13 protein-coding genes and 4 pseudogenes are annotated in these 26,683 nt (G+C 66.4%); 7 read left to right on the forward strand and 10 right to left on the reverse strand.

The window, feature by feature from the left end; genetic code table 11:
• Window positions 1-36 precede the first annotated feature (36 nt).
• The 3 genes from istA to C8250_RS42505 all read left to right on the forward strand — a co-directional run bounded on the left by istA (window position 37) and on the right by C8250_RS42505 (window position 2,709).
• Window positions 37-1,491 (forward strand): IS21 family transposase, encoded by a 1,455-nt coding sequence (istA, locus tag C8250_RS42495; protein ID WP_164299683.1) that lies wholly within the window; start codon window positions 37-39, stop codon window positions 1,489-1,491.
• Complete coding sequence (gene istB, locus C8250_RS42500; RefSeq protein ID WP_138359593.1) at window positions 1,488-2,258, forward strand: IS21-like element helper ATPase IstB; 771 nt, start codon at window positions 1,488-1,490, stop codon at window positions 2,256-2,258. Before istA ends, istB begins: the two co-directional genes overlap by 4 nt.
• An 82-nt stretch (window positions 2,259-2,340) precedes the next feature.
• Window positions 2,341-2,709: a VOC family protein gene (locus tag C8250_RS42505; protein WP_138359591.1), complete on the forward strand. Its 369-nt coding sequence runs from the start codon at window positions 2,341-2,343 to the stop codon at window positions 2,707-2,709.
• 80 nt (window positions 2,710-2,789) lie between these two features.
• Here the strand turns inward: C8250_RS42505 and C8250_RS44320 are convergent.
• Window positions 2,790-3,541: pseudogene (locus C8250_RS44320) on the reverse strand (IS3 family transposase); the annotation flags it as partial.
• Between the two features lie 275 nt (window positions 3,542-3,816).
• On the opposite strand from C8250_RS44320, the pseudogene C8250_RS42520 reads away from it, so the two are divergent.
• The 3 genes and pseudogenes from C8250_RS42520 to C8250_RS42525 all read left to right on the forward strand — a co-directional run.
• A pseudogene (locus C8250_RS42520) lies at window positions 3,817-4,877 on the forward strand (IS3 family transposase); the annotation flags it as partial.
• 215 nt (window positions 4,878-5,092) lie between these two features.
• Entirely contained in the window at window positions 5,093-5,461 is a 369-nt protein-coding gene (locus C8250_RS43050; RefSeq protein WP_198359497.1) for a transposase, read from the forward strand.
• Window positions 5,458-6,666, forward strand: a complete 1,209-nt coding sequence (locus tag C8250_RS42525; RefSeq protein WP_198359498.1) for a transposase — start codon at window positions 5,458-5,460, stop codon at window positions 6,664-6,666. The genes C8250_RS43050 and C8250_RS42525 overlap by 4 nt, the downstream gene beginning before the upstream one ends.
• A gap of 662 nt (window positions 6,667-7,328) precedes the next feature.
• Here C8250_RS42525 and C8250_RS42530 read toward each other — a convergent pair.
• The 7 genes and pseudogenes from C8250_RS42530 to C8250_RS42560 all read right to left on the reverse strand — a co-directional run.
• Window positions 7,329-8,432 carry a hypothetical protein gene (locus C8250_RS42530; RefSeq protein WP_138358794.1) on the reverse strand — a complete coding sequence of 368 codons (1,104 nt, stop codon included), beginning with the start codon at window positions 8,430-8,432 and terminating at the stop codon, window positions 7,329-7,331.
• A 636-nt stretch (window positions 8,433-9,068) separates the two neighbouring features.
• Window positions 9,069-9,824, reverse strand: a complete 756-nt coding sequence (locus C8250_RS42535; protein WP_138358796.1) for a hypothetical protein — start codon at window positions 9,822-9,824, stop codon at window positions 9,069-9,071.
• Between the two features lie 318 nt (window positions 9,825-10,142).
• The gene (locus tag C8250_RS42540) at window positions 10,143-10,646 is read right to left on the reverse strand and encodes an SUKH-4 family immunity protein (RefSeq protein WP_138358798.1); all 504 of its coding nucleotides are present in this window, start codon (window positions 10,644-10,646) and stop codon (window positions 10,143-10,145) included.
• Window positions 10,647-10,657: 11 nt separating this feature from the next.
• Window positions 10,658-21,580 carry a LamG-like jellyroll fold domain-containing protein gene (locus C8250_RS44630; RefSeq protein WP_138358800.1) on the reverse strand — a complete coding sequence of 3,641 codons (10,923 nt, stop codon included), beginning with the start codon at window positions 21,578-21,580 and terminating at the stop codon, window positions 10,658-10,660.
• A 248-nt stretch (window positions 21,581-21,828) separates the two neighbouring features.
• Window positions 21,829-22,350 carry a hypothetical protein gene (locus C8250_RS42550; RefSeq protein WP_138358802.1) on the reverse strand — a complete coding sequence of 174 codons (522 nt, stop codon included), beginning with the start codon at window positions 22,348-22,350 and terminating at the stop codon, window positions 21,829-21,831.
• A 215-nt stretch (window positions 22,351-22,565) separates the two neighbouring features.
• Window positions 22,566-23,267, reverse strand: a pseudogene (locus tag C8250_RS42555) (IS630 family transposase); the annotation flags it as partial.
• Between the two features lie 50 nt (window positions 23,268-23,317).
• Window positions 23,318-23,962: pseudogene (locus C8250_RS42560) on the reverse strand (IS5 family transposase); the annotation flags it as partial.
• Here C8250_RS42560 and C8250_RS42565 point away from each other — a divergent pair.
• Window positions 23,903-24,736: an RNaseH domain-containing protein gene (locus C8250_RS42565; RefSeq protein ID WP_232486321.1), complete on the forward strand. Its 834-nt coding sequence runs from the start codon at window positions 23,903-23,905 to the stop codon at window positions 24,734-24,736. The pseudogene C8250_RS42560 and the gene C8250_RS42565 sit on opposite strands and share 60 nt — an antisense overlap.
• 392 nt (window positions 24,737-25,128) lie before the next feature.
• Here C8250_RS42565 and C8250_RS42570 read toward each other — a convergent pair whose 3' ends face one another.
• Together C8250_RS42570 and C8250_RS42575 are read right to left on the reverse strand one after the other, a co-directional pair.
• Entirely contained in the window at window positions 25,129-25,551 is a 423-nt protein-coding gene (locus C8250_RS42570; protein ID WP_138359659.1) for a hypothetical protein, read from the reverse strand.
• Window positions 25,548-26,378, reverse strand: coding sequence for an IS5 family transposase (locus C8250_RS42575; protein ID WP_138359657.1), 831 nt, complete (start codon window positions 26,376-26,378; stop codon window positions 25,548-25,550). Before C8250_RS42575 ends, C8250_RS42570 begins: the two co-directional genes overlap by 4 nt.
• Window positions 26,379-26,683: the final 305 nt, after the last annotated feature.

Here is a 26,683-nt window from a genome sequence, read left to right on the forward strand (position 1 = left end):
TTGCTGATGCGGTGAGACATGCTGCTCGGCACTCTGATGCTTGGTCGATTCGGGCGGCGGAGGGGGCTGGCAGTGGTCTTGGATCCGCAGCGTTGGCTGGAGCTCCGGCGCTTTCGGGGCCTGCTGGAGTCCGGGGCGATGAGCCTGTCGGAGATCGCCAGGGAGACCGGGCTGGACCGCAAAACGGTCCGTAAGTACCTGTCGGCGCCGGGTCCGGCGACGCCTCCGCGGCGGTCGCCGAGTGGGCGGTCGCGGGCGAGGGTGATCGACGAGTTCGGGCCATTGATCGACTCGATGCTTCGGGCCGAGGTCCTGATGAAGGCCGCGGTCATTCATGAGCGGTTGGCCCAGGAGTACGGCTTCACTGGCAACTACCAGCGAGTCAAGCTCTACGTCCAGACCTCCCGGCCCAGAATCGCCGAGGAACTCGGCATCACGCCCAAGGAACTGGCGGGGATGCACCGCCGGTTCGAGGTGATTCCGGGGGCCCAGGCCCAGGTTGACTGGGGTGATGAGGGCAAGATCCTCGCTCACATGGGCATCGCGAAGGTCTACTCCTTCCATATGACGTTGTCGTATTCGCGGGACCCGTTCTGCTGCTTCACCACGAGCCAGGACCTGCAGACCTTCTTCGACTGCCACCGCCGGGCCTTCGCCCACTTCGGCGGGGCTCCGATGACGATCGTCTACGACCGGACCAAGACCGTCGTCCGCCGCCACGTTGCTCCTGGTGAGGCGGTCCCGCTGCATCCGGAAGCGGTCGGCTTCGCCGGCCACTACGACTTCGACATCGACGTGCTGGCCGCCTACCGGCCGCAGGGCAAGGGCCGGGTCGAGCGGCAAGTTCTGATCGTCCGCGATCACGTTCTGTCCGGCCGGTCGTTCTCCTCCGTCGAGGAGATGGACGCCGCGTTCACCGCGTGGGTGCCGCTGCGGCGGGCCCAGATCCACAAGACGCACCGGGAGGTCATCGCGGAGCGGGCGGCGAGAGATCACGCGGCGCTCAAGCCGCTGCCGTCGGTTCCGTACTTGGTGGCCGAGCGGCAGCTGCGGCACGTCGGCAAGGACTGCCTGGTCGCCTTCGACGGGAACCTCTACTCCGTGCCGGCCCGGCGAGTCCGTGCTCGTCAGCTGGTCGAGGTCCGAGCCACGAAGTCCCAGGTCATGCTGCATGGCACCCTTGCTGACATCCATGGCAGCACGCTGCTTGCCGCCCACCCCCGGGCGATCGGCCGCGGTGCCCGTGTCGTCGATGAGTCGCACTGGGACGGTCTGCCCACCGGTAAGAACCGTCGGACCACCACCGGCGACATCCCCATCCAGCCTCGGCAAGAGCGGCCGCGGGGCGAGGAGACCGGCCCGCTGCAGGCCCTGCTGAACCGGGCCGCGGCCACCCGGATCGAGGTCGGGCGCCGACCGTTGTCGGTCTATGACGAGCTGACTGGCACCCGTCCCTTCACCACCCATCGAGCGACGAAGGAATCCTCTTGAGCGAGCTGACCGGCAACCGTATCCGCACCACGGCCGGCAAGCTCGGCCTGCCCCACCTCGCGGAAACCATCAACGAGTTCACCCGCCGGGCGGACGAGGCGAAGATGGGCTATCTCGACTTCCTCGACCTGGTCCTCTCCGAGGAGCTGGCTGTCCGCGACGACCGCCGGTTCCGGCAGGGTCTGCGACTCTCCCGGCTGCCGCACCACAAGACGCTCGATGAGTACGACTTCTCGTTCCAGCCCGACCTCGACCCGCGCAAGGTCAAGGACCTCGCCACGCTCTCGTTCGTCGAGGCCAAGGCCAACGCGGCTCTCCTGGGCCCGCCGGGGGTGGGTAAAACACACATCGCCGTCGCTCTCGCGGTCGCGGCTTGCCGGGCCGGCTACTCGGTCTACTTCACCAGCCTCGACGACATGGTCCGCAACCTCAAAGCCGCCGAAGCCGCCGGCCGCCTGGCCAACAAGCTCGGCACCTACCTACGGCCGGGTGTCCTCGTAGTCGACGAGGTGGGCTACGAGATCCTCGAACGCGGAGAAGCCAACCTGGTCTTCCAGGTCATCTCCAAGCGGTATGAAAAGGGCTCGATCATCCTGACCTCGAACAAGACCTTCAGCGAATGGGGACAGGTGTTCGGTGACGAGGTCCTGGCCACCGCCATCCTCGACCGCCTCCTGCACCATTGCGACGTGATCTCCATCAACGGCCCCAGCTACCGGCTCAAGAACCGACTCAAGGCCATCGAGCGGGACACAGACGTGGCCTGACAGGCCACGTCGCGAACCGGCCGGCGGGGCGGCCCCTTTTAGGGTGGCATCAGGAAAGTCTGCTGATCAGCTCGGAGATGCCATGCCCTTGAAGATGAAGTTGAGCGCGATAACACTAGATTGCCCTGATCCACTGGCTCTGGCGGTGTTCTATCAACAGGCCACCGGCCTTGAGCCGCACCCGAAGTCGGACGCTGACTTTGCCGGTCTCAACCGTGAGGATGGACTCCTCATAGGCTTTCAACGGGTCGACGACTACCGGGCGCCGAGCTGGCCTGATCAGGCCGTTCCCCAACAATTTCACCTTTGCTTCGACGTCGCGGACCTGGACGAGGCGGAGGCTCGGTTGCTGGAGCTGGGAGCAGGCAAGGCTCATCACCAGCCGCATGAGGACAGGTGGCGGGTCCTCACTGATCCGGCCGGGCATCCCTTCTGCATCGTCAGGGGCTGACGCAGCCGTGCTCCCGCACACGACATAGCTGGGGACGTTCATCCGTACGCGGTTGGGGAGGTTAGGTAGTACGCCGACAGCAGGTCCAGCACCGTTGCCAGGTAAAGGAATTGTCCGTCGCCGATGGGGAGGTAGGTGATGTCGCCGACGTACTTCTGGTTCGGTGCGGTGGCGGTGAAGTCCCGCTGGAGCAGGTCCGGCACCGGCGTCGCGTCGGGTGCGGGAATCGTGGTGCGGACCTTCTTGCGCAGGTGCACCCCGACGATGCCGGACCGGCGCATCAGTCGCTCGACGCGTTTGTGGTTGACCGGTGGGCCCTCGTCCCGCAGCTCGGCGGTGATCCTGGGACTGCCGTAGGTGCTGTCGGACTCCCGGTGGATCTCGGCGATGCGCTCGGTGAGGACCTGGTCGGCGCGTTCGCGCTCGGCCCGGGCCGAGCCGGCTTCGCGCCAGCGGTAGAAACCGGAGCGGGAGACGGCCAGGAGGGTGCACAGCCGCTTCACGCCGTAGGCGTCGTGGTGGTCGGCAACGAACTGGAAGCGGATCACCAGTTCGTCTCGCCCGCGAAATACTTGGCCGCCCGGTGCAGGATCTCCCGCTCGAGCTCGAGTTCCCTGATCCGGGCCTTGAGCTGCTTGTTCTCCCTGGCCAGGGCGGTGGCCTCGGCGGTCCCGGGCACGGCGGCCTGCTCGGCCTCACGCACCCAGACCCGCAGCGTCTCGTGGTTGATGCCCAGGTCCTTGGCCACCGAGGCATACGTACGTCCCGGGCTCGCGCGGTACAGCGCGACGGCATCGGCCCGGAACTCAGGGGTGTACTTCGACGTCCCCAACGGGAACTCCTGTCCTATGGATCTTCACGATCCAATGATCAGGGTGTCCTCGATCAAGGGGAAACGCCCCAACTCCGGCGACGGCGGTGTGCTGAGCTTCGGCGGCTTGGATGGCGGTGGCCGCGACGAGCTTGGAGTTGCGGACCGTGCGGTTCTTCAGCCAGGTCGCGAGACGGTTGGGTCTGCCGCACGATCGGGTGACAGGTTGACCTGCCCCACCTCACAGGTTCCAGTTCTGCTGGCTAACTGACGGCCTTCACGAAAGGCTGCCGGACATGCCCCGCGCCTACCCCGTTGAGTTCCGCGCCCGCGCCATCGCATTGGTGCGGGCAGGAAAAGAACAGAAGCAGACCGCCGTTGACCTCGGCATCCATCCGGTCACGTTGGCGAAGTGGTTGCGCCAGGACGACATCGACAATGGCCGACGGCCTGGCAGGGTCTCGGCGGAGTCCGCAGAGCTGCGTGCAGCGCGGCGAAGAATCCACGAGCTGGAAACCGAGCTCGAGATCGTGCGCAAGGCCGCGAAGTTCCTCGGCGAGGACAAGCCGGCCCCAAAAGGCTCTACCCGGTGATCGACCGTCTCGTCGATGCCGGGGCACCAGTCGACCGATGCTGCCGGATCCTTGGGGTCGCCCGGCAGAACTACTACAAACACAAGCGCACCCCGACCACACCGCGGCAGTTGCGGCGGGAGTGGCTGACCGGGCTGATCCGGGAGGTCCACGTCGCCTCACGCGGCACCTACGGCTACCGCCGCGTCCACGCCGAGCTCACCCTGGGCATGGGCATCCAGGTGTGCTCGAGGACCGTGTCGGTGCTGATGACACAGGCCGGGATCCGCGGACTGCCCGGCCCGGTACGGATCAAGCGCCTGCGGAGTGTCGTCACCGCCGATGACCTGGTCAACCGGAAGTTCCATCGGCTGCGTCCCAACGAGCTGTGGGTCACCGACATCACGCAACACCGCACCAGAGAAGGGTGGGTGTACTGCGCGGCGGCGGTCCTGGACGCGTTCAGCCGCAAGATCGTGGGCTGGTCGATCGACTCCAGACAGGACTCCACCCTCGTGGTCAACGCGTTGGACATGGCCCTCCGCAACCGACGCCCCGAACCAGGCGGGATAGTTCACGCCGATCACGGCGCCCAGTTCACCTCCTGGGTCTTCGGGGAAAGGATCCGCTCCGCCGGGCTCCTGCCATCGTTCGGCACCGTCGGAGACGGCCTGGACAACGCGATGATGGAGTCGTTCTGGTCCTCAATGCAGATCGAGCTGTTGAACCGCAAACGGTGGAAGACCCGGGTCGAGTTGGCGAACGCAATCTTCGAGTACATCGAGAGACCCTGTTGCCCAATTGGGTGAATGCCTTTGATCTCGGTCGTGGCGAGTGATCGAGGGGCGGACTCTGAGGTGGGGCTTGGGGAGCAAGCCTGTGATTCGATCTTGGGGCGGAGGGTCGGGTGTCAATGAGGTCGGGCGCCGGTCGGGAGGTTCCTGAGGGGACGCGGCTGGTGGCATGGGCTGCGTTTCCAAAGAGCTGTCTGGCGATGCGGGTGCGGGACGCGCTTGGTCCGCTGTTCGACGACGAGATCTTCAGGTCCGCCTTCGGCGTGCGTGGTCATCCTGGTGTTGCCCCGGGGCAGCTGGCGTTGGTCAGCGTGCTGCAGTTCGCGGAGAACCTGACGGACCGCCAGGCCGCCCACGCAGTACGAGCGAGAATCGACTGGAAGTACCTGCTCGGCCTCGAACTGGCCGACCCCGGCTTCGACTTCACCGTACTGACGGGCTTCCGCGACCGGCTCCTGGCCCACGGGCTGGAAGAGAAGATCCTGGACCTGCTGCTGAAACGCCTCAACGAGCTGGGACTCGTGTCAGGCCGGGGCCGGCAGCGCACGGCTCCACCCATATCCTCGCCGCGGTGAGGGATCTCAACCGCCTGGAGTTCGTCGGCGAGACCCTGCGGGCCGCCCTGGAGGCAGTTGCCGTCGCAGCACCCCAGTGGCTCACCTCCTGGATGCCCCAAGGCTGGCAGGAAAAATACGGAGCCCGAGTCGACTCCTACCGACTGCCCAGCGACGAGAGCGAGCGAACCCAACTGACCTGGCGCATCGCGGCCGACGGCTACCAGTTTCTCGAAGCGGCCTTCGCGGCCAGTGCCCCGGCCTGGCTGCGGCAGGTCCCGGCCGTCGGCATCCTGCGGACCGTATGGCTCCAGCAGTTCCAGCGCATAATCACGGACGGAGTGCAGGAGGTGGCTTGGCGGGGGAAGGACGAGCTCCCGCCCAGCAGAGCACGCATCACCTCGCCCTACGACCCCGACTCCCGTAACGCCGTCAAGTGCGGCTCGGCCTGGGACGGCTACAAGGTCCACTTCACCGAGACCTGCGACGCCAAGGAGACCGGCCGACGGCACCTCATCACCCATGTGGTGACCACGGACGCCACGGTCGGCGACCCCGTGGTCGTCGACGAGATCCACGACCAGCTCGAGACCAAGGGCCTGCTGCCGGGCGAACACCTGATGGACGCCGGCTACATCTCCGCGGAACTCCTGCTCACAGCGCCCAACCATCGAGGCGTCCGCGTCATCGGCCCGGTCCGGCCCATGACCCGCCGCACCGTCCAAGGAACCGGCTATGACAAGGCATCCTTCACCATCGACTGGGACGCTCGCCGGGCAATCTGCCCCGCCGGCGCCCACAGCCGCTACTGGACCGAGGGACTCGACAACAATCAGCGACCCGCGATCCGCATCCGCTTCGCCACCGAGACCTGCGCGTCTTGCCCCTCCCGCGGGCAGTGCACCAACTCGACACGCTACGGCCGGCAGCTGACCGTCCGCCCACAAGATCAAGACGCCGTCCTCGAACGTGTTCGAGCCGAGCAGACCACTGAGGAATGGAAGGCCGTCTACGCGATCCGCTCCGGCATTGAGGGCACAATCCACCAGGCGGTCACAGCCATCGGCGGACGCAGAACCCGCTACACGGGACTGGGGAAGACCGCCCTCGCGCACATCCTCACGGCCACCGCCGTCAACCTGCTCCGACTCGACGCCCGGTGGACCGGACAACCACTCGCCCCCACTCGGACATCCCACCTCGCTGCCCTGGACCTCGCCGCATAAGCAATTGGGCAACAGGGTCATCGAGATCTTCTACAACCGACAGCGGCGCCACTCAGCTCTGGGCTACCGCACCCCGATCGAGTACGAACTACTCTCCGAACAAGACACCATCCCCGCCGCCAGTTAGCCACCACAGCTGGAACCCAAACCGTGGGGCAGGTCAAGACGTCACCCGATCGTGCGGCAGACCCCCCGGACCACCCGGCTGGCGAGAGGCTTTGTCCTCGATAGATCCACGGCTCGGCCATGCTCGACCACAAAGTCGATGGACCGGTCACTGAACGAAGGAAGCGGACCAGCCGGCTCGAATCTGTTCAGGTTCGGCGCCAAATCCGAGGACTCCCGTATCCCAGCGCTCGATTCCGTGAAGACGGGCCCATACCAGACCAGCCCACTACGCAGCAGAGGTGCGCCGCGAGGGCCAGCGCCTCCCCGAATAGCCCGGGGCCGTGGCGGCGGGCGATCTGAGCCGCGGCGTAGCACGGCACGCCCAACAGCTCATCCGCCCCCAGGCCCGTCAGCAGCACATCCACGCCGCGTGACACCGCCCACTGCGACACCGCAGCATTCAGCCCCGACAACGCGTCGAACCAGGGACCCACGGGGACCAGCGCGGGGCCACCCAGCGCCGGGCCCGCAGCCGATGGCCGTATCGCGGTGGGTCAGAGCGCCGCTACGGCTGGTCGGCCGGCGTCTTCCCAACCCACGACGGCGCGGGCCCGCGTGGCGGCGAACACCTTGAGCGGCTCGCCAAAGTAGCTCCAGGGTGCGCCTCCCGCGAATCCGCCGATGAGTTGGAACTGAACGACGGCCTCGGCGTTTCGCCCAGAGCTCTCCAGTGTGTACGCCAGCATGTGCCTGATCGCCGGAAGTCGGTAGTGACCGGGGGACGCGTTCGCCACCGCGCGCAAAGCGGCGTCCACGGCAGGCGCGGTGGTCGGCAGTGCGTAGATGTCCTCGTTCCCGTCCCGGTATTTCTGCTCGAAGAACGCGAAAATCGGCAGGGTCGCCAGCAGGTCCCCGTGAGGGGCCGAGGCGGCCGCGCGCTGTGCGAAGCCGTGCATGAGCTCATGAGAGCCCTGCCATTTGGCGCACCAGTACTGCAGCGCCGAGGTGTGTGCGCCGAAGTGGTACGGGTCCCGGGTGACGATCTCAGTCCAGAGTGCGCGGAACTCCTCATGCGACCAGCCGAGTCCGCGTGCGACGGAGAGCTGGGCGACGTACGGCGTGGGGTCTGCGGGAGCGAGCTCGACGGCACGGTCGCATGCGTGCCGGGCTTGCGCGAGGACTCGGTGGAATGCCTCGAATTGTTCGTGGGAAGTATGCCTGGCGTTCTGGCTTCCCCGCAGGTTGCCGGCCAGGGAGATCAGCCCGTCCGCATGTACCAAAGCGGCGCCGGGATCATACGGCTGTTCGGCCTGCCAGGCACGTACCCAGCTGTCATCCTGCGCGGCGGCCTCGGCGAGATAGCCGAGCCTGTGCCACCGCAGATCCCAATTGGTGCCCGCCGAATGGAGGTACGCGGAAGCGGTGCGCCAGTCGCCGCCCAGCGCCGCCGCGGCTACGGCTTCGCCTTCGGAACCTGCTGCGGCCCTGGTGGTGTCTACTCGGCCGATAGGGACCATGCCGTAGGCCGCCGGGTCGATCGATCGGTTGCTGTCGGCCGGCTGTGCCGGCCGACGGGCCTTGCGCGTCTTGCGGTAGGACGATATCGCGGCCAGAACCATGATGCCGGTGCCACCGCCGACGGCGGAGAGAAGATCCATGCTGACGCCTCTTCTTGGGGGATGATGCTCAGGAACGGGCAGGGGCCGCAGGATCGATTTCGAATCCGGCGGAGGTGAGAAGTTCGCGCAGCGCTGTGCTGTCGCGCGTGTGACGCAGGCGTCGTCCAGCGCGGACGGAAGGCCGGCTCGATGGCGGTGACGGGCAGCCGCATGCCGAACTGCAGCCAAGGCCGCTCCCCGAACTGCAGCCAGACGTAGTCGTTGTCGATCGCGGCGCGCGGGAGGTGGTAGAACGACGACCTGACCGGGGTCATCTGACGCGGTGTACACCCCGTCGAAATCACATTCCCACCGGGCGAACCAGTCCGCGTCCCGGCGCAGCGTGTCCTCCAGGAGGCGCGCGACGGCGTCGGCCGGGCCCCTACGCGACAACACGTACTGGCCTTCAGAGCTAGTGTGTCTGTTCGCCCTCCCGATGTGACCGGCCCCTGCCCACCGGTACCAGTTCGCGCGACATTGTTCGGCTATGCGATCAACAAGTGCTGCCCGAACTCGGTGAGCGGGAGGCTGACTGGCACGAAGGCCCAAGCCCTCTGAGGTGTCGCCCATCTGGTCGTCAGAGGCGCACGGGGCGCTAGGTGTGCTCGCCGGACCTGGCAAGGAGTCTGGAAGCGATCACCAACGTGCGTCCAGGAGCTCACTCGTGGACATCGCAAGCGAATCAGCTAGCCGATCGATAAGCACACGGGCAGCGCTTTCAGCTGGCATCTGAGACCGTGCCAGCTCATCAAATAGAGGTGGAACCCAGGCAACTTCAGTCTTTGATATTTCCCTTCGAAGCCAGCGCATCCATTCCACCGTCGCCTCTATTGCATATCTGATTCGATGGATGGAAGCATCGCCTTCCATCGCTCGGCGAATCACACGAAATGCCGCACTCAAGCGCACAACAGGAAATGAGCGCTCCGCCAGGATGACGTCAATCCTGCTGATGTCATCAACTTGATCCAATTGTTCAAGGAGCTCCGACCGTCGACACGATGATTGCGCCGCTCGCTTATTCGGCTGGACCACCACCGAAATCAACGACGCCTCGACTTCGTCATCTGCGTAGACATCAAGCTGGAGGCTGGAACCTGGGGAGGAGGCAGGCCATCGGAACAATGGGCGACCAAAGCATTCGCCAAGTGCGAGCATTCCACCGGAAAGCATCAAATTCGCGGAGATGATGCAATGGCTCATTGGCGCCCAATTGCGCCACAGCTCAACTCTGATCGGAGCGATTTGCTGTCGGCACGAGATCGCGATGAGCCTGTCCTCAACCGCGGGCAGCGTCTCGATCGACAAATTGTAGGCCTCAGGGAAAGCACTGTCGTCTCCGATCACCAGGATTCCATTGTCAAGAGTGAATTCGACCGCCGCCATCTTCATTCGACTGCACCTCCTCCTAGCTTCCGGAACCGCCCCCACCAAGACCGGCAGCCAGTCCGACGACGGAGAAGACCCGCCACTTTGTGCAGCACCCGTCCGCTGACGTTGCCGTCAACCACTGCCGTCAGACGCCCCAGAGGCCCCACCGGAATGCATCCGGTGGGGCCTCTTCACATGGCGCGATGGCGATTTGGGAATCCAGGCGAGATATGTCGACTGCGGAGACTATTCGCTCTCTCGACTTGCCTCTTACCAACCATTTCGAGGATCACCGAGATCTCCACTGGCCACCAGCCTGCTACACGGAAAGGGACACCGTCACTTGCCCGGGTAGTCGCCGACTGCCACATCATCAAGGAAAGCGCTCCAAAAACCGTTCGGATCTTCCGTGGAGGTCGCATCAAGGCGCCGGAGTTCGAAGCGGAGCCGATCTGCTGCCGCTTCAGATACATCCAGATCTCTATCGATCCCATACAGTGGGAGCATTCCATTCAGCATGGCCAAGGAATCGACAAAAGCGGCAATGTCTCGATTTACAACCAGAGGTGCCGCGGGGCTCCAGGAGGCCAAAAGCAGCACCTGCCCGGTGTCTGAGCTGATGCAGATTTCATCATCTTCACGAGAGTAGCCGATGGTGACGCCGTTGACGCTATACCCGAGACCCGCACATGAAGGAACAAACGGCCCGTCAACTGCGCGAAAGATAGTGAGGACAGCCTGCGGAACCCCATGATCTTCCAAAAAGCGCCGCACCTCAGGTGTCACCGCTGACGGCACGCCGTCAGGGTACTTAGAGAATTTAAGGTGCGGCGCCATGAACATCACAGCCTTTCTTATCCAAAGATCGATTTAATTACCCCGCGCAGGGCGGTTCTTGCCGCCGTCCTACTGGCCGGGTTTGCGAACGGGATTGAGTAGGTCAACTGTACATCGGCAGGGAGCGAGGAAAGAACAGCGCGCTTCCCGCCGGGCCCTTGACACCTTGGGCACATTCCGTACTCGGTATACATCTCGGCAATGTTGCTTCCGCCCCCTGCTTTTTGTACAAGGTATTCTTCGGCGTGACCCGCGTCATCAGAATGAGCCGCGATGATATTTCCATCTCGGAGCCTCGCTGCTCCGTACAGATTTCCTCGGTTATTGTCAAGCAAGCGCTGAAACGCCGTAGCGCGACTCAACTCAGTTGAACCGTGCTCGACTTGTTGTCCAATGTCTCCGCAGTTGTGTACGAGTACCGGCGTCTGTCCTGCCAGCACATAGTACGTGTGGAGGTCGCCGATGGTGAGGTCGTAGGTGGTGGTGTTGGCGTGGTAGAGGCGGACGTCGGTGACTTCGGCGGTGCCCGTCGGGGTTTGGAGGACGTCGCCGGGGTGGAGGTCCTTGGCGTCGGTGAACGAAGCCTGGGTCTCGTCGTAGAAGGGGTGGTGGAAGGTGGTCGTGAGGTGATCGCTGGGCTGGGTGCTCACCTGGGCGGCCACGGGAGCGGTCGCTGACAGGTCGTGCTTGTCGGCTGCCGTGTGAGTCGCGCTGAGAATGGTGAACAGGGCTGCGGAGGCGGCGAGGCCGACAGCGGTCTTCTTCGCGGCGCTCTTGAGGACAGCCTTAGTGGCGGAGCCGGTGGAGCGCTTGATGCCGACGTCCACGAAGTCGTGGTCGGTGGTGGTGACGATGACCGCGGTGACGGTGTGGGCCTGGGTGCCGGTTTGGCCCGGGACGGCGTTGGCGATGGTGTCGCCGACCTTGATCTGGTCGATCGCCTTGGTGGTGCCGCCGGCCATCAGGACGCGGGTGCTGCCGGTGAAACTGTGCGGCACCCCCTTCCCCTTGCAGCCGCCGGATTCGCTACGGGACCCGGCACCCTTGGCCTCCGCCTTGCTGGTGGCTTGGCTGGTGGCATCGGTGGCGGCGGTTTCCTCCGCCTCGGTGGCTCCCTTGCCGAAGAGGCCGCCAACGGCCTTCATCGCCTTGGGCGCGATCTTGGCCAGGATCTTGCCGCCCAGCGCGCCGAGCGCGCCGCCCAGGGCCCCGGCGACGGCGCCGGTGACCGCGGCCGCTCCGAAGGCGCCGACGCTGCATGCTCCACCGCCCTGTTCAGCGCAGGCGAAGCCCTGTTCCACCAGTGATCCCGCGGCACCGGCCAAGGCCGCGCAACCGATGGTTCCAACTCCCCAGGTGGCTGCCTCGCAGCCCGCGAACACCGCGGTGGACACCACGAACGAGGTGATGGCCGCTGCGTGGTGCTTGACGTACGTGCCTGCGGTTTTCGCCGCCTTGACCGTGGCGTGGTAGGCGGTCCGGGTTGCCGACGCTACCTGTGAGGCCCGACGTTTGACCGCGGCCTTTGCTCTCGTCACGGCGCGGGATATCGCGTGGTGGGCGGAGTGGACCGCGTGGACGGCGGCCTGGTATCCGCGTTTGACGCGTCGGGCTGCGTAGTTGTAGACCCGGCGGGCGCGCCGCATGGTGGAGCGGTAGGCGTCCTGGACCCTGGTCTTCGCGCGGTTGTAGACGCTTTTGGCGGAGGAGACGACGGCCTTCACCTTGGCGGCCGTGTAGTGATAGGCAGCTGCGGCGTTGTGGCTGGCGTGTTCGTAGGCGCGTTCGGCCGCATCGGTGACGTAACTGGCACCGGACGAGACGTTGCTGGCGACCGCGTGGTAGGCCTTCTTCGCGCCACAGACCGCGTCGTACCAGGAGCACTGACCGGAGGGGTCCGCGCCGGCCATCGGGTTGTCGTTGACGTAGGCGAAGGGGTTGGCTGATACCGAGTTCGGTACCGGGTTCAGCGAGACGCTGTCCTTGTTCATGAAGGTGCCGGTCGCCGGGTTGTACCAGCGCGAGGCGGTGGCGACTTTGCCGGTGTCGGATTCGGTCCAGCCGGACTGGAAGCCCAGGTGTCCGAACAGGGCGCCGTTGCCGGTGACCTTGCCGAGCGGGTCGTAACTGGCAGAGCCGCCCAGCGTGGTGGCACCGGAGGTGAAGGTGCCGACCACGTCGCTGTGCTGGTCGGTCAGCGCGAGGACTCCGGTGCTGGTGGAGGCGGATCCCACCACGTTGATGCCGGTCAACGAGCCGCCGGGATCGTAGCTGTAGGTGTAGTTGCCGTCCGAGGCGATGGTGTTGGTGGCGCCGGAGTACTGGAAGGTGCGGGTGGAGTGCTGCACGCTCTCCGCGTCGGAGATGTTCCGGCCGGTCGCGTCCAGGGTGTAGGAGTGGGTGCCCGCGGTGATCTGTCCGCCGTAGGCGTCCGTTCCGTAGGCGACGGTACCGCCGGCGGTGGAGGCGTCCGAGGTCATGGTGCCGCGGGCGGAGTAGGTGTAGGTGTGCGTTCCGTCGGAGGTCAGCTGGTCGCGTGCGTCGTAGGTGTAGACGTCCGCGCCGACCTGGGTCCGGTTGCCGGAGGCGTCGTAGGAGTAGTTGGTGGCCGTGGTGCCGTTGTTCCATGAACTGAGGCGGTTCGCCCAGTCGTAGCTGTAGGTGTTGGCCGATGCTCCGGCGACGCCCGTGGTGGTCTTGGAGGTGAGATTGCCGGCGTTGTCGTAGCCGTAGGTCATGCCGGCGAGGGTGGACGCGCCCTGTACCAGGGTGTCGCCGGTCAGTTGATGCGCCGTGTTGTAGCTGTAGGTGCGGGTCTGCCCGCTGGTGCCGTATTTCACGGTCTTCGGCTGGCTGAGCGTGTTGTAGGTGTACGTCAGATCCGTGCCCGTGGCGGCGTCGTTGAGGGTGGAAAGACGGCCACCCGTGTCATACCCGTACCTGGTGGTTCCTGCCGCGTCGACGTGGGTCACAGGTGCGGAGTCGTCGTTGTAGGTGAAGTTGGAACTGCCGGCGGAACCGGACGCTGTCAGCAGGTCGCCTCGGTCGTCGTAGCCGAAGGATTCCTGGGTGGAGGTCTGGTGGTCCGGACCACCGGTGATTCCGGCCTCTGATGTCGAGGCGCTCAGCACCTGGCCGTTGTTGTCGTAGGAGAAGGTGCGGGTCGCGGTTGCCGCTTCCGCTCCTTGGCCCGATTCCGACAGGACTTGGCCGACGCTGTCGTAGGTCATCGATGTGGTGACGCCGCCCGGTTGCGTCGCGGTGGCCAGCTGTCCGTCCGCGTCGTAGGCGTAGGTGGTCGTGGAGTCCGCAGCCGAGGTGTAGGTGCTGGTGGCGGGGGCGGTTACCGACTGCTGCTGACCCCACGGCGTGTAGCCGTAGGTCCAGGCGTTGCCGCGGCCGTCGGTGAACCGGGTGCGCTGACCGTTCGCGTCGTAGCCGAAACTGGTGGTGATCGAGGTGGTGGCGTTGACGGGCTGGATCTGCTGGGTGATGGTGCCGGCCGCGTCGTACAGGAAATGGTTGGTGTGGCCGTTGGCGTCGGTGGAGGTCAGGACATTGCCGACGCCGTCGTAGATCTGCGAGGTCTGGGTCAGCAGGGTGCTCGTGGCGTCGTACTGCTTGCTGGTAGTCGGCTGGCCGGAGGCGTCGTAGTCCGTCTGGCTCCAGGTGCCGTCGGGCAGGATCGTCTTTTGCCGGTTGCCCTGGAAGTCGTAGGTGAACTGGGTGGTGTTCCCCGCTCCGTCGGTGGACGCGGTGACATCCCCTGCCCGGTTGTAGCCGTAACTGCTGGTGACCCCACCGGGGGTGGTGGAGGAGGACAGGAACGCGCCGTAAGGGTTCCCCGCGGTGACGGCATAGGAGTTGGTCGAGGTGAGAGTGCGGGTGGAGGGGAACCGCTCCAGGGTGGTGGAGGTCAGTTGCCGTCCCAGGTAGTCGTAGGTGGCCTGGGTGGTGGCGCCGGTGCCGTCCGTGACCGACAGCTTCTCGCCGTTGGTGTCGTACACGGCGTGGGTCTTGACTCCGTCGGCACCGGTGACCTGGGCGACGTCACCGAGCTGGTCGTACAGGTAGCTGGTGGTACGGCCGCTCGGGGTGGTCGCCGCGATTTGGTTGCCGTCGCTGTCATAGGTCCAGAACGATGTCGCGGTGAGCGGCGTGGTGGTGCCGGCCGGTGTGTACGGCGGCAGGGTCTGGGAGACCTTGTTTCCGTTCGCGTCGTACACGATGGCCGTCTGGTTGCCGTTCGGGTCGGTCTCCTCGACGGCCTCGCCGAAGGTGTTGAACCCGCTGGTGGTAACGGGGCGCGCGGTCACCGAGGTAGCACCGCCGGTGGCTTCGACCTGGACGGCGGGGGCGGTGGTGACCACCAGGTTGCCGGCCTCGTCGTAGGCGTAGTTGGTGGTGTTGTGGTTGGCGTCGGTCATGGATAGCGGCAGACCGCGCTTGTCGTACACGTAGCTGGTGGTCTGCTGGTTGGAGGACCCGACCGTCCCGCCGTTGCGGCCGTTGCCGAACAGCGTGCTGACTTCGCCCGCCGACAAGGCGCGCGGGTAGGTCTGCACGTTGGCGGTCTGGCCGTTGACGACGTTGGTGGCGGCTGCGCCGCCGGCTTGTTGGGCGCCGCCGATGCTCAGCGGACCGTTGCCCGTCCACGGCGCGGTGTTGGTGCCGGTTCCGGCGAGGGTGCCGTTGACGTACAGCTGCATGGCGCCGGTGCCGGCGTTGAATACGCCCACCAGGTGGGTCCAGCTGTTGGCCGTCGCGGACGCGGTGTGGGCGGAGAAGTAGCTGGTCGGAGTTGCGGAGTCCGAGGAGGGGGCGATGAATGCCCAGCCGGCGAAGGCCTTGCTGTATTGCAGGTAGAACGAAGAGGTGGTGGTGCCGCCTTGTGCTGCGACCGTGCGGTAGGTGCTGAGGTCGGCGAGGTTGGCCCAGGCGGAGACGGTGTAGGAGGCTGTGGTGTTCAGGACCGGCGCGTTGGTGGCGATGGCACCGCCCGTGCCGGTGGTGCTTCCGGAGAACGCCGCCGCGCCGCCTGCCCAGGTCACTCCGCTGCCCAGTGCGGCGGTGTTGCCGGTGCCGGAGGCGTCGGTGACGGTGCTGCCGGAGGTCTGGTCGAGTTTCCACCAGCCCGCCGGGTGGCCGGAGGCGTCGCCGTACAGAGTCTTCGACAGGGTGTTGCCCGACGCGTCGTAGGTGGCGGTGGTGGTGCGGTTCCAGCCGGACGAGTCATGCTCGTTGGAGGATGCGACGTTGTCGTCCGGCGTGTACGACACGCTCGTGGTCCGGTTCACACCTGTCGGGTCAACGGTGGTGCTGGTGGTGCGGGAGGCGGCGTCCACCGCGAAATTGGTGACCGTCGCGCCATTGTTGCTGGTCCGCGACAGGGGGTTCCCGGCGGCGTCATAGGTGTTGCTCTGTAGCTGGGTGCTGGTGGCGCCGTCGAAGCTCTTCTTGGTAACGGTGGAGGTCAGACCGTCGTCGGTGTACGTATAGGTGGTGGTGCTGCCCATCGAGTCCGTGATCGAGGCCAACCGGCCGGACGGATCGTAGGCCCGCGAGGATTCGATCAGCAGGGTCGGCGCACTGGGGTGGACCGGGTCGCCGGTGTACATCAGCCCCTGGGTCAGCAGATGGCCGTTGTCGTCGTACGTGTACTGCGTGATCGTGCCCGACTTGGACACTTCCTTGACCTTGTTGCCGTCGGTGTCGTACTCGAACGTTGTGGTACCGCCGTTGGCAGCGCCGGCGTTGCTGTTCGCATCGGTCTGCGAAGCCAGGTGGTTGTACGCGTCGTAGGTCTGCGTCTCGGTACGGGAGGTGTCACCGCCCCCGGCATCGGCCACGGTCTGCGAGGTGACGTTGCCGTCGTCGTCGAAGACCGTGGTGGTAGCGGCGGTGTGCGTGGCACCGGTCACACGGTCGACCAGCGGCGGGTCGGTCTCCAAGGTGACCTGTCCGGCCAGGTCGTAGGTGTACCGGGTGACGAGGCCGGCCGGGTAGGTGTCGGACAGGACCGTCTTGCTGAGCACCTGGCCCAGGCCGTCGTAGCCGTAGGTGGTGACCAGGCCGGCGGCATCGGTGGTGGACGCGACGTCACCGTTGTGGAAATAGGACACGGAGTTGACCGCGCCGCCGGGCGACACCGCCCTGACCGGCAGACCCTTGGGCACATTGCCGCTGTCCACGGCCGGGTAGGCCGCGCTGCCGTCGCTGTAGACAGTGGTGGCGGTACGGCCTGCGGGGAAACCGGCCACCGGGGGCCCGGTGACGGTGGTCTGGTCGCCGGCCGTGTCATAGCCGAAGGACGTCAGGTACGTAGGGTCGGTCCCGCTGAAGGAACGGCCGTCACGTTCGGTCAGCAGGACGTCGTTGCGCGGGTCCGCGGTGGTCAACTGCGGGCTGGTGTCATCGGGGAAGTAGCTGTAGTAGCGCGTGGAGCAGGCGTTGGCCGCCTGGTTCTGGCAGGTCGTGGTGGACACCACGTTGCCGCGCACATCGTGTCCGGTGACGGTCATCGCCCCGTTGGGGTCCAGGACCGTGTGCTCGAAGCCACCCGTGTCGTAGCCGAACGTGGTGGTGTTCCCGAGTCCGTCGGTCTCGGAGAGTTTGCGGTTGCCGTTGGCCGCGTCGTACTTGTACGTCGAGGTGGCGTTCGCCGGGGAGATGACGCTGATGGTCTCGACGGGCAGCAGGCCGGTGGAGTTCTTGGCAGCCTGGAAGTGGGCGGCGGCGTCCTGGGCGGTCAGCGCGGTGCGGTACTGCGCGACCTCGGCGATCGACCCGTTGAAATACAGGATGGTGCCTGCGGTCAGGCCGTTCCAGCCGCTGCCGGTCGTGCCCGCGCCGATGTAGTTGTAGGTGCGGGCTGCGTTGGACAGCGCGGTGGTGGTCCTCGTCGCGGCCTGGGTCCCGTCCAGGTACAGGGTCTGGCTGGTGGCGGAGGCGCTGACCAGCGCGTGGTGCCACTTGCCGTCGGTGACGGTGCCTGCGGTGGCCATCTGGACGGCTCCGCTGACGGTGTTGACGCCGCCGTACAGCTTGCCGTCCGAGCCCACCCACAGCAACGGGGTCATGGAGCTGACGGACCCGCCGATGGCGGCCGCCTGCTGCTCAAGCAGGATCGCGTTGCCGTGTGTGGTGGAGAACCACAGGTCGGCGGAGGCTGAGGAGGCCTGGGAGATCACGTCGGGTGTCTGCACGCGTGAGCTGGTGCCGTTGAAGGACGCGGCCTTCTGGTCGCTGAACGGCCCGGTCGTTCCGAGGGTCACCGCGTTGTAGGTTCCGTCACCGCCGCGGGTCTCGTCGACCGCTGTGGTGGCGCCCGCTGTGTCCCCGAGACGGAAGTAGGTGGTCGGTGCTCCGCCGAGGACCGATCCGCGGTAGGTCTGGCTGGAGCCGGTGATGCTCGGCGCGCCAAGTTTCCACACCCCGCCGTTCTCGTCGGTGAGCTGCGTGAGGGTGGTGGTGGCGGGGTCGTAGGTCATCGTCGCGTAGGACTTGCCGGAGGGCCGGGTGATGGACGTGAGCAGGCTCGCGCTGTGCGTGGCGGACTTGTACAGGGCGTTCACGTCGGCGGCCACCAAGGGGCGGTCGTACCATGCGGCGTCGGCGATGGAGCCGTTGAAGTAGGTGGCGTAGCCGGTCTTGACGGTGGAACTCTGGTGCGGCTCGTCGGGCCAGTTCCCGCCGAGGAATCCGGCGCCGAGGTAGTTGTACGGCTGGTTCTTGCCGAACGCGACACCGCTTTGGATCGAGACCGTGCCGCTGAGCGAGCCGACCTTGGCGCTGTCCAGGAAGAGGGTCTGGGAGTTGCCCGCAGCCGAGAGCACCACGTGATGCCACTTGCCGTCGGCTACCGAGGCCGCTGTGGTGATCGGGGCGATGCCGCCGCTGTACCAGAATTCGGCCTTCAGTTTGCCGTCGGTTCCCACGTACACCGAGGGGGTGTAGGCGCCCGGGGAATTGCCCGCGTCGACGGGCTGTGAGGCGTAGGAGTACAGCACGCCGGGGCCTGCGGAGGTCTTGAACCACAGCGAGAGCGCACCCGAGTCGGTGTTGTTGCCCAAGTCCTTGGGCAGCGTGACCGAGGAGGAGGTGCCGTTGAAGCCCGCCGCGGTGGCGGATCCGCCGGTCAGCGGTCCCGGCTGCCCCAGTGTGACGTTGCTGTAGGTGGCACTGGTCGTGCCCTGGTTGGCGAGGACCGCGTCCTGGGCCGTGCTGCCTGAGGCTTCGGACAGCGGCCACAAGGAATGCGGGCCCAGATCCTGGGCGGCATTCTGGTACTGCGAACCGGCGGTGTACCCGTAGGTGGTGCACGCGGTGTACGAATTCGGGGCGCAGACCGATGTCAGCTGGTCGTTGGTGTAGCCGTACTTCCAGGTCTGGTCGGTGTTCTGGTCAGTGCCGGTGACCGGGTCGGTGAAGACCGTCGCCACGTGGGCGGCGGCGGCGCCGGGCGGGGTGTTCCAGGTCAGGTGCAGGGCTCGCCCGGAGGTGGCCGAGGTCATCTGCGTGATCCGGCCGCCGGACCAGTTGTAGGTGATGGCGCGGCCGTTGGCATCGGTGATCGCGGTGATGCCGTAGCCGCCGGAGCCCAGGGCCTGAGTGAAGGTGTAGGTGGTGTCGTTCTTGTCGGTCAGGCTGTAGCCGCCGGTGACGGGCCTGAAGGTGGCGAAGCGTCCGGAAGGCGGCGAGAAGGTGGGGTCGCCGTTCTTGCCGTAGCCGACCTGGGATCCGTCCGGATAGGTGACGACCGTGCCGGTGACCGCGCCCACGCTGTTGTACTGCTCGGTCGCGCGGGCGTCGAAGACGCTCGACCAGCCGGCGCCGAAGGCACCGGTCCAGCGCGGGTCACGCGAGTTGTAGTCCCGCTGCACTTCCAGGCTCGGGCCGGCGGTGGAGATGGAGGCGTCGGTGTCCGACGTGGTGTAGTTGCCGATCGACGCGTCGAAGCCGTGGTCGCTGCTGTTCTGCGACAGCCCGGAGGTCACCAGTGGCTGCGGGACCTGGACGTTGAGGGCGTTGAAGGCCGCGGCGGGCGAGTAGAGGCTGCTGTCGTAGGCCTGGACGGTCCAGTAGTAGGTCTTGCCCCAGGTGAGTTTCCCCGCGGGGACCGTCCAGTCCCCTGCCGCGATCAGGCCTGAATCGGCGACCTTCGCGTTGGTGCTGTCGTAGACCTGGAAGTCGTACTGGTTGGTACTGCCGGACGAGGCGTTGGCGCCACTGCCCCAGGCGGTGAGTTCGGGGGTGGTGGTGTACGCGGTGGCGTTGTTGTTCGGGTACTGCTGGTAGATCTGCGGGGGTGTGTTGCCGGTGTAGGTGATGACGATCCGGGGGCCGAACGCCGCGTCGGCGAAGGACCCGAACTGCTTCCAGTGCAACGCGTCATTGGTCGCGGCGTAGATCGCCAGGCCGTTGTCCGCGGTGGTGCCGTTCATCCAGCCCTGGATGGCGGAGGTGGTCAGCGGGACGTCCACCCAGTCACCGACGCTGTGGTCGGCGGCGGTGTTGTGGCACGCGTTGTTCACGGTCGGGGTGAGGTTGCCGATCGAGGCACCGTAGGACGGCCCGGGATAGGACGTCACACCACCGGGCGTCCAGGCGCTGGTGACCAGCGCGACGTCGAATCGCTCCGGGGTGCAGGTCGCGGCCCAGGTGTTGAAGACTCGCAGGGTCGCTGCGGTGACGGTGACGTGGGAGGCGTCGAAGCCGCTGTACCAGTGGTTGACGTAGGAGGCGGCCGAATGCGGACCGGAGTCGTAGGAGCCGACCTTGATGGTCTGCTCGTAGGAGTGGTCCCCGGGGGCGCCCGATTCGGCGTAGGTGGTGGTCCAGCCGTCGGTGATGATCGGGTCGACAGTGACCGGGAAGACCCGTGACGGATCCTTCAGCCACGCGGCATCAAGGACAATCTTCAACGCGGGGTGCCCGGCCTGCTGGATCAGCTGGTACGTCACTGCGTGGGTGGTTGCCGGATCGCCTGAGCGTGGGTCGACCTTGGAGTCGAAGGCGTAGGCCGCGGGGATGCGCTCGGCGGTTTTGCCGCTCGCGTCCTTCAGGTCGATGGAGCCGTCCTTGGCCTGGACGGGAACCAGTCCGGTGAGCGTCAGCGGGAAGATCCAGGAATTCCCGGCCTGCGCGGAGTGCAGGACGATCGCCTCTTTGAGACCTTGGGCGGTCGGCGCCAGGTGGAGATCGGTCTGCGGGAGTGCGTTGTTGTACGTGACGTCGGTACCGGTTGTGGTGCCGGTGACGGGCGCTGCGCCCTGGAGGCCGTAGGACAGGCTGTGACCCGAGCCATCGGTGAAGGATGCCAGGGCCGGATCCGTGCTCTTGGTTGCGAAGTCCACGCCCAGGGAGTTGGCGGCTTCGTGCAGTCGGCCGTCGGTGGAGGACTTGACCCGGGTGTCGATGGCCTGCCACGTGCCGTTGCTGTCACGGTAGTTGACGGGTGTCTGGGACAGCTGGCGGCTGGTACTGCCGTCGGCGTTGTCGTACACCGTGGACGTGCGATCCGAAGTGGCGGCGTTGCGCTTGCTGGTCTTGGCGGAGAAGCCGCCGACCGTGCGGCTCTGGCCTGGCTTCACAGCCTTGCCGTACGGCTGGTACGGATCGAGTTCTCCGTGCCCCTTGCCCGGCGCACGGCCCGCGCCCTTGCCCGCGCGGGTCGAGGCGGCACTCGCACGGTGACTGAGCCCGGCCGCGGTGCCACTTTGCTGTTTCGGTATGCGACCCCAGTGCGGGTCCTTGAGCCATGCCGTCAGCGAGGACAGGCTCGGCATCGACAGCGCCGGCAACGTGGCGCCGTCAGCGGCGGCCTGTTCCGTCGTCAAGACCAGCGCCATGCAGACGAACGCAATCATCGCGGTGGCGCGCAGCCAACGGCGATGGAACGCGACCCGCCGGGCGGAACGGCGGTAGGGACGAGCGCGCACGGCACAGCTCCAGATGATCATCGGCACACAAAACTTGCCGATCATGCACAGCGAGCTCACCGAAAGTCCACAGACAGGGGTGGATCGTGGACTCCCCATTGCCATGCCATGGACAATCGGCTCAAAATATCCGATGCGTCCGAACTGTCCGTGGAGAGATCTTTGCCAAGCGAGGAGCCCGTCAATACCTTGCGGAAGGCTCAGTCAACTCCCCTTCAAGGTCCCACCAAGGCCACACCACTGCCTGATCACCCGTGGGTCGCCGATTCCACTGCGGAGGCGACGGACGATCGTGTGGCGTTCGGCGAGTCAGCCGGCAGGACGGTGACGTTCGAACCAGTCGCCGTTCCTCCCACGATCACGAAGCGAGTCCCGGGGAACTTCGGCCCGTCGATGGCCACCGCGCCGCCTGGCGCCGCACCCACCGTCAGCACCACGGTGCAGTGCCGCTGCGCCAGCGAAGCCAGGAACGGCGCCGCGTTGGCGGCGCTCTGCTCCCCTGCCACCGCCAGATACATCACCCGCGTCCGCGTCTTCGCCGAGGCATCCTGCATCCCGGCCCACACCGGCACCGCCGCCGCGTCCGCCAGACCGCGATCCGACGTGAGCAGACACGCCTGCTGTTGGGAGTACTCGCGGGCACGAGTCGGAGGAATACTGTCGGCCCGATGCGAACCCGGCAATACCGCCACCAGAACCGCCGCTGTGATCACCACTGCCGCACCCACCGCCAGCAGCAAGCCTCGATGGGCACCAATCCACGCCTTCACAGCAGTCTCCCCAAGTACGTCGGCGGACCCCAAGGACGCAGCCCGCTCATCGAGCCCCGCAGCCTACGTCGACCTCACCCGGGTAATCGCCGCCGGGTATCACCTGCTGACCCGCACGACCGCCGCCGACAGCACGACCCGGGACTGCGCTGCACCCCGACGGACAGTCGCTCCCGATGTGGTGACAACCGGGGCGTGTCCGACGGTCTAGCCTCGGCCCGGTGGCGGCGGTGCAGGGAGCCGATCACTGTGCCGGTGGCGATCTCGAGCGCGGCGAACAGGGTGGTGGTGCCGGCGCGGACGTAGTCATGGGTGGCTCGCTCGGGAACTCCGGGCATCATCGGCAGCACGGGCTGGGACCGGTCCAGGGCCTGGATCTGCGACTTCTCGTCCACGCAGAAGACCAGGGCCCGCTCGGGCGGGTCCAGGTAGAGACCGACGACATCATGGACTTTGTCCACGAAGTACGGATCCGTCGACAACTTGAAGGTCTGCGACCGGTGCGGCTGCAGGCCGAACGCCCGCCAGATCCGCGACACCGTCGACTGCGACAAGCCCATTTCCTTCGCCATCGAACGGGTCGACCAGTGCGTCGCGTTCTTCGGCGTGGATTCCAGCGTCCTGGTGACCACCGCGGCGACCTGCTCGTCCGTCACTGTCCTGGGGCCACCCGGACGCGGCATGTCACCCAGGCCGGCAATCCGGAACTGCACAAACCGGGCCCGCCAGCGCCCCACCGCCTGCGGTGTGGAACCGAGTCGAGCCGCCACGTCCTTGTTCGAGACACCGTCAGCACACGCCAGAACGATCCGACACCGCAGGGCCCACGCCTGCGGCGTGGAACGACGCCGCACCCACTCCTCGAGCGCGGCCCGTTCCTTATCCGACAGCGTCAACTCGGCCTTCGGCCGCCCCATCCGTGCCATAGGCCAAGCCTACATCTGAACAGAATTCCCGACTCAGAACACTAGGCCGTGTCTGATAAATGATCATGCCCTGGTGTCGCGGAGCCACAAGATGAGCGAGGCCAGGTGCAGTCCCGACTGGTAGCGGACTGCGAGCTTGTCGAAGCGGGTTGCGATCGCGCGGAACTGCTTGAGGCGGTTGAAGCAGCGCTCGACCACGTTGCGGCCCTTGTACTGCTCTTTGTCGAAGGCCGGTGGTCGGCCGCCGCGTATACCGCGTCGCTTGCGGTTGGCCACCTTTTCGGAGCGTTCGGGGATGGTGGCCCTGATGCCGCGTTGCCGCAGGCCGGCGCGGATGGCCCGGGAGGAGTACGCCTTGTCGGCCAGCACACGGTCGGGACGGCGTCGCGGCCTGCCTACCGTGGCACGGGGCACCTTGATGGCGTCCAGTACCGCCTCGAACACTGTGGAGTCGTTCACGTTCCCGGCCGTCACGACAAACGACAGGGGCAATCCCCGGCCGTCCACCGCCACGTGGACCTTCGTGGTCAGGCCGCCGCGGGACCGACCGAGGGCCTGCCGTGCCGCCGAGCGTTGCGGACCTCAGTTGTCCCCGTCTGGATCCCTTTCTTCCGGGCACCGGCAGCATGCTGGTGAGCTCGATTGATGGTGGAGTCCACCGAGACCGCCCACTCCACACGGCCGACCGGGGCGGCAGCGGAGGCTGGTTCAACTACGCCCGCGCCCAGGGGCTGTCGCGCAGCCGTCCCATTCCCGAGGGCAGCCGCGGTGACGACACCCTGCCCCGCCGTATCGACCACGCTCTGTTCGAGCTGGCCCGGCGCCTGGAGTGTGGCTATGCGCTCTACGTCTCCGGTGACTCCACCCGCCCCGTCTGGCCGCTGCTGTCGAACAAGAACGCCGACCTGCTTCCCGACGACGACGGTCTAACCAACGGCAGGCCCGCGTTGCCCGGTGCCACGCTCGCGCCCGAGCACCGGCCGCCAGCCGTCATCCGCACCACCTCCAGCGCCGACCCGAGCATTCCTGTGCCCGCGCTCTTCCACGAGATCGGCGAGGACGGCAACGAGAACGACGGTGACAAGACCAGCAACGCGCTGTTCCAGTTCGACGGCACCGACACGACGTTCCTCATGAGCCGGCGCCCCCACCAGATGGACGGCAAGACCCCTTCGGCCAAGTCCGGCCGAAATCAGGGGCGTTGGAGCTGCGACGACAAGGAGCAGCAGGCCGAGACCTGGTACAACCTCACGGCTACCGAATCGCCGTCATCCAGCGGCCCGACGGGGACGACGCGCTCCCCCTACGCCCTGACCCCCGCGAGGCTGTGCAACCACGCCCTGGCCTGGGAACACCGCACCCGCCACCCGCTGCCCATCCACGCCGCCATCCAGATGGACAAGAACCACCCCGAATACCGGCGCAGCATCGACTGGGAGACCGACGACGCCACCGGCTGAACCTGTGTACCGATGGGAGAGATGCCCTTCGCAGCTCGGCACCAGACCAGGTGCGACGGCGGCCACTTGTGACGCGCCGGGCAGCTGCACGTGCGTCCGTTCTGGGCGCGCAGCGGCCCGGCAGGGTCCAGCTCCCTCAGCGGGTCATCGGCGGTCCAGCTGGTCGATCAGCTGGCCGCGGTTGCGCATCGACCGGTCAGAGGCACCGCGCGCCGCCAAAGCTCCCAGGATGACCTCGCGTTCCAGGATTCCCTTACCGCGCAAGTCCTGCAGGATTGCGAGCACGGGCAGCGACGGCTGAGCGGATGCTCTGAGAGTGCGGTACGTGACCTGATGTCCGGTTGATGCTTGGGGTTGGGTGAGGAGTCCTGGTCGGCGGGGCGGACTGGTACTCAGGTGCGGGGCTGAGCGAACAGGCCGGGTTCGGGTTCGGTGAGAATGCCCCGTGTGACCAGGCGTTTCAGTTTGGACCGGATGCCTTCGGTGTTCTTCGGGAGGATCGGCAGGTCGAGTGCCTCGCACAGGTCTCGAGCACGCATCGGATGGCCGGTGTCGGTGAAGACAGCGAGAATCTGCTGGTAAGCGGGGTGGTCCGGCGCCTCGGGCCGTGGCGGATCGTCGGCGGGCTCCGGTGCCGGGATGTTCAGGAGCGTCTTGCGGGTGATGCGCAGGTTCTCGGTCTCCGCGTCGAGTTCGCCGAGGCGGGCGGTGAGGTCCTCGATGGACGCGCGGAGCTGCCCGGCCTGCTTGTCGAGTTCGTTCTCGCGGGCCTCGACGTAGGCAAGGACGTTTCTGATCTGCGGGTTGTCGCTCACGCGGTCCTCCAGGAGGGCAGGGTGGCGCCGGTGAGCCGGCGGGCCATGACAGAGGTCATCGCCCAGAAGACGCGAGAGCGCGAGGTGGCGAGCCGGTGCTCGTAGTCGCGGACCAGGCGCCGGTAGAACATCAGGATCCCGTTCGTCTGCTCCACGACCCACCGCTTGGCCTGCGGAATGAAGCTCTTGTCGGCCGGGTTGCGTTCAACGATCTCGACGTCGATGCCGTACTGCTCGCCGTGGTCGACGACGGCCTTCTTGAACCCCTGGTCGACCAAGGCCTTCCTCACGGTGCCCATCTGGGCGGCCACGCCGTCCAGCAGCGCGATTCCGGCGGCGTTGTCGTGTGCGGACGCCGGCAGGGCGACAGCCTCGACGACGAGTCCCAATACGTCCACGGCCAGGCATCTCTTCCGCCCCGGCACCCGTTTCGCCGCGTCCTTGCCGGTCGTGGCGGCCGGGACGCCGACGGCCACGCGGATGCTCTGCGTGTCCATGACGATGAGGCTCGGGTCGGCTAATCGCCGCTTCTTCTCCCGCAGTTGCCATCGCAGCAGATCATGAATGGTCTGATCGGTGCCATCGTCGCGCCACTTGTAGAAGTAGTACTTCACCGCACCGGCGGGCGGCAGGTCGTGGGGCAGCAGGTCCCACTGGCAGCCGCTGCGGTTCTGGTACAGGATCGCGTTGACGATCTCCCGCATCGCGTATCTGCCCTGGTGGCCACTGACCGACGGATGCGCGGCCTTCCACGCCGTGACCACGGGCTCGACCAGGGCCCACTGCTCGTCGGAGACATCACTCGAGTACGACTTGCGATCGCTCATCCCGTCACCCAAGCGAATCCCGAACGCCTGACCGGCAATAATGCTTCACCGTCACCCCATCGAGTGATCATAAGCAGGACAGAAGATCACGTACCGCACTCTGAGGGGTGTAGAAGCGCGGCAAGCCGACTCCAGCGTCCATCCGCGCGAATTGCGGCCCAGCAGGCGTTCGGCCGGTGCGGTACCGCAAGAAGTGCGAACTGGACGACACGGTCCAAGGCTTGTTCTCCAACCTCAGGCCGCTGCGGAGTGGTCGTCAGTACGAGAAATTGCGGTGCGCGCTGACCGCGCGCTGGTGAGACTCG

Source organism: Streptomyces sp. So13.3 (assembly GCF_005860785.2).
In the GTDB taxonomy this organism is placed as follows: domain Bacteria; phylum Actinomycetota; class Actinomycetes; order Streptomycetales; family Streptomycetaceae; genus Actinacidiphila; species Actinacidiphila fildesensis.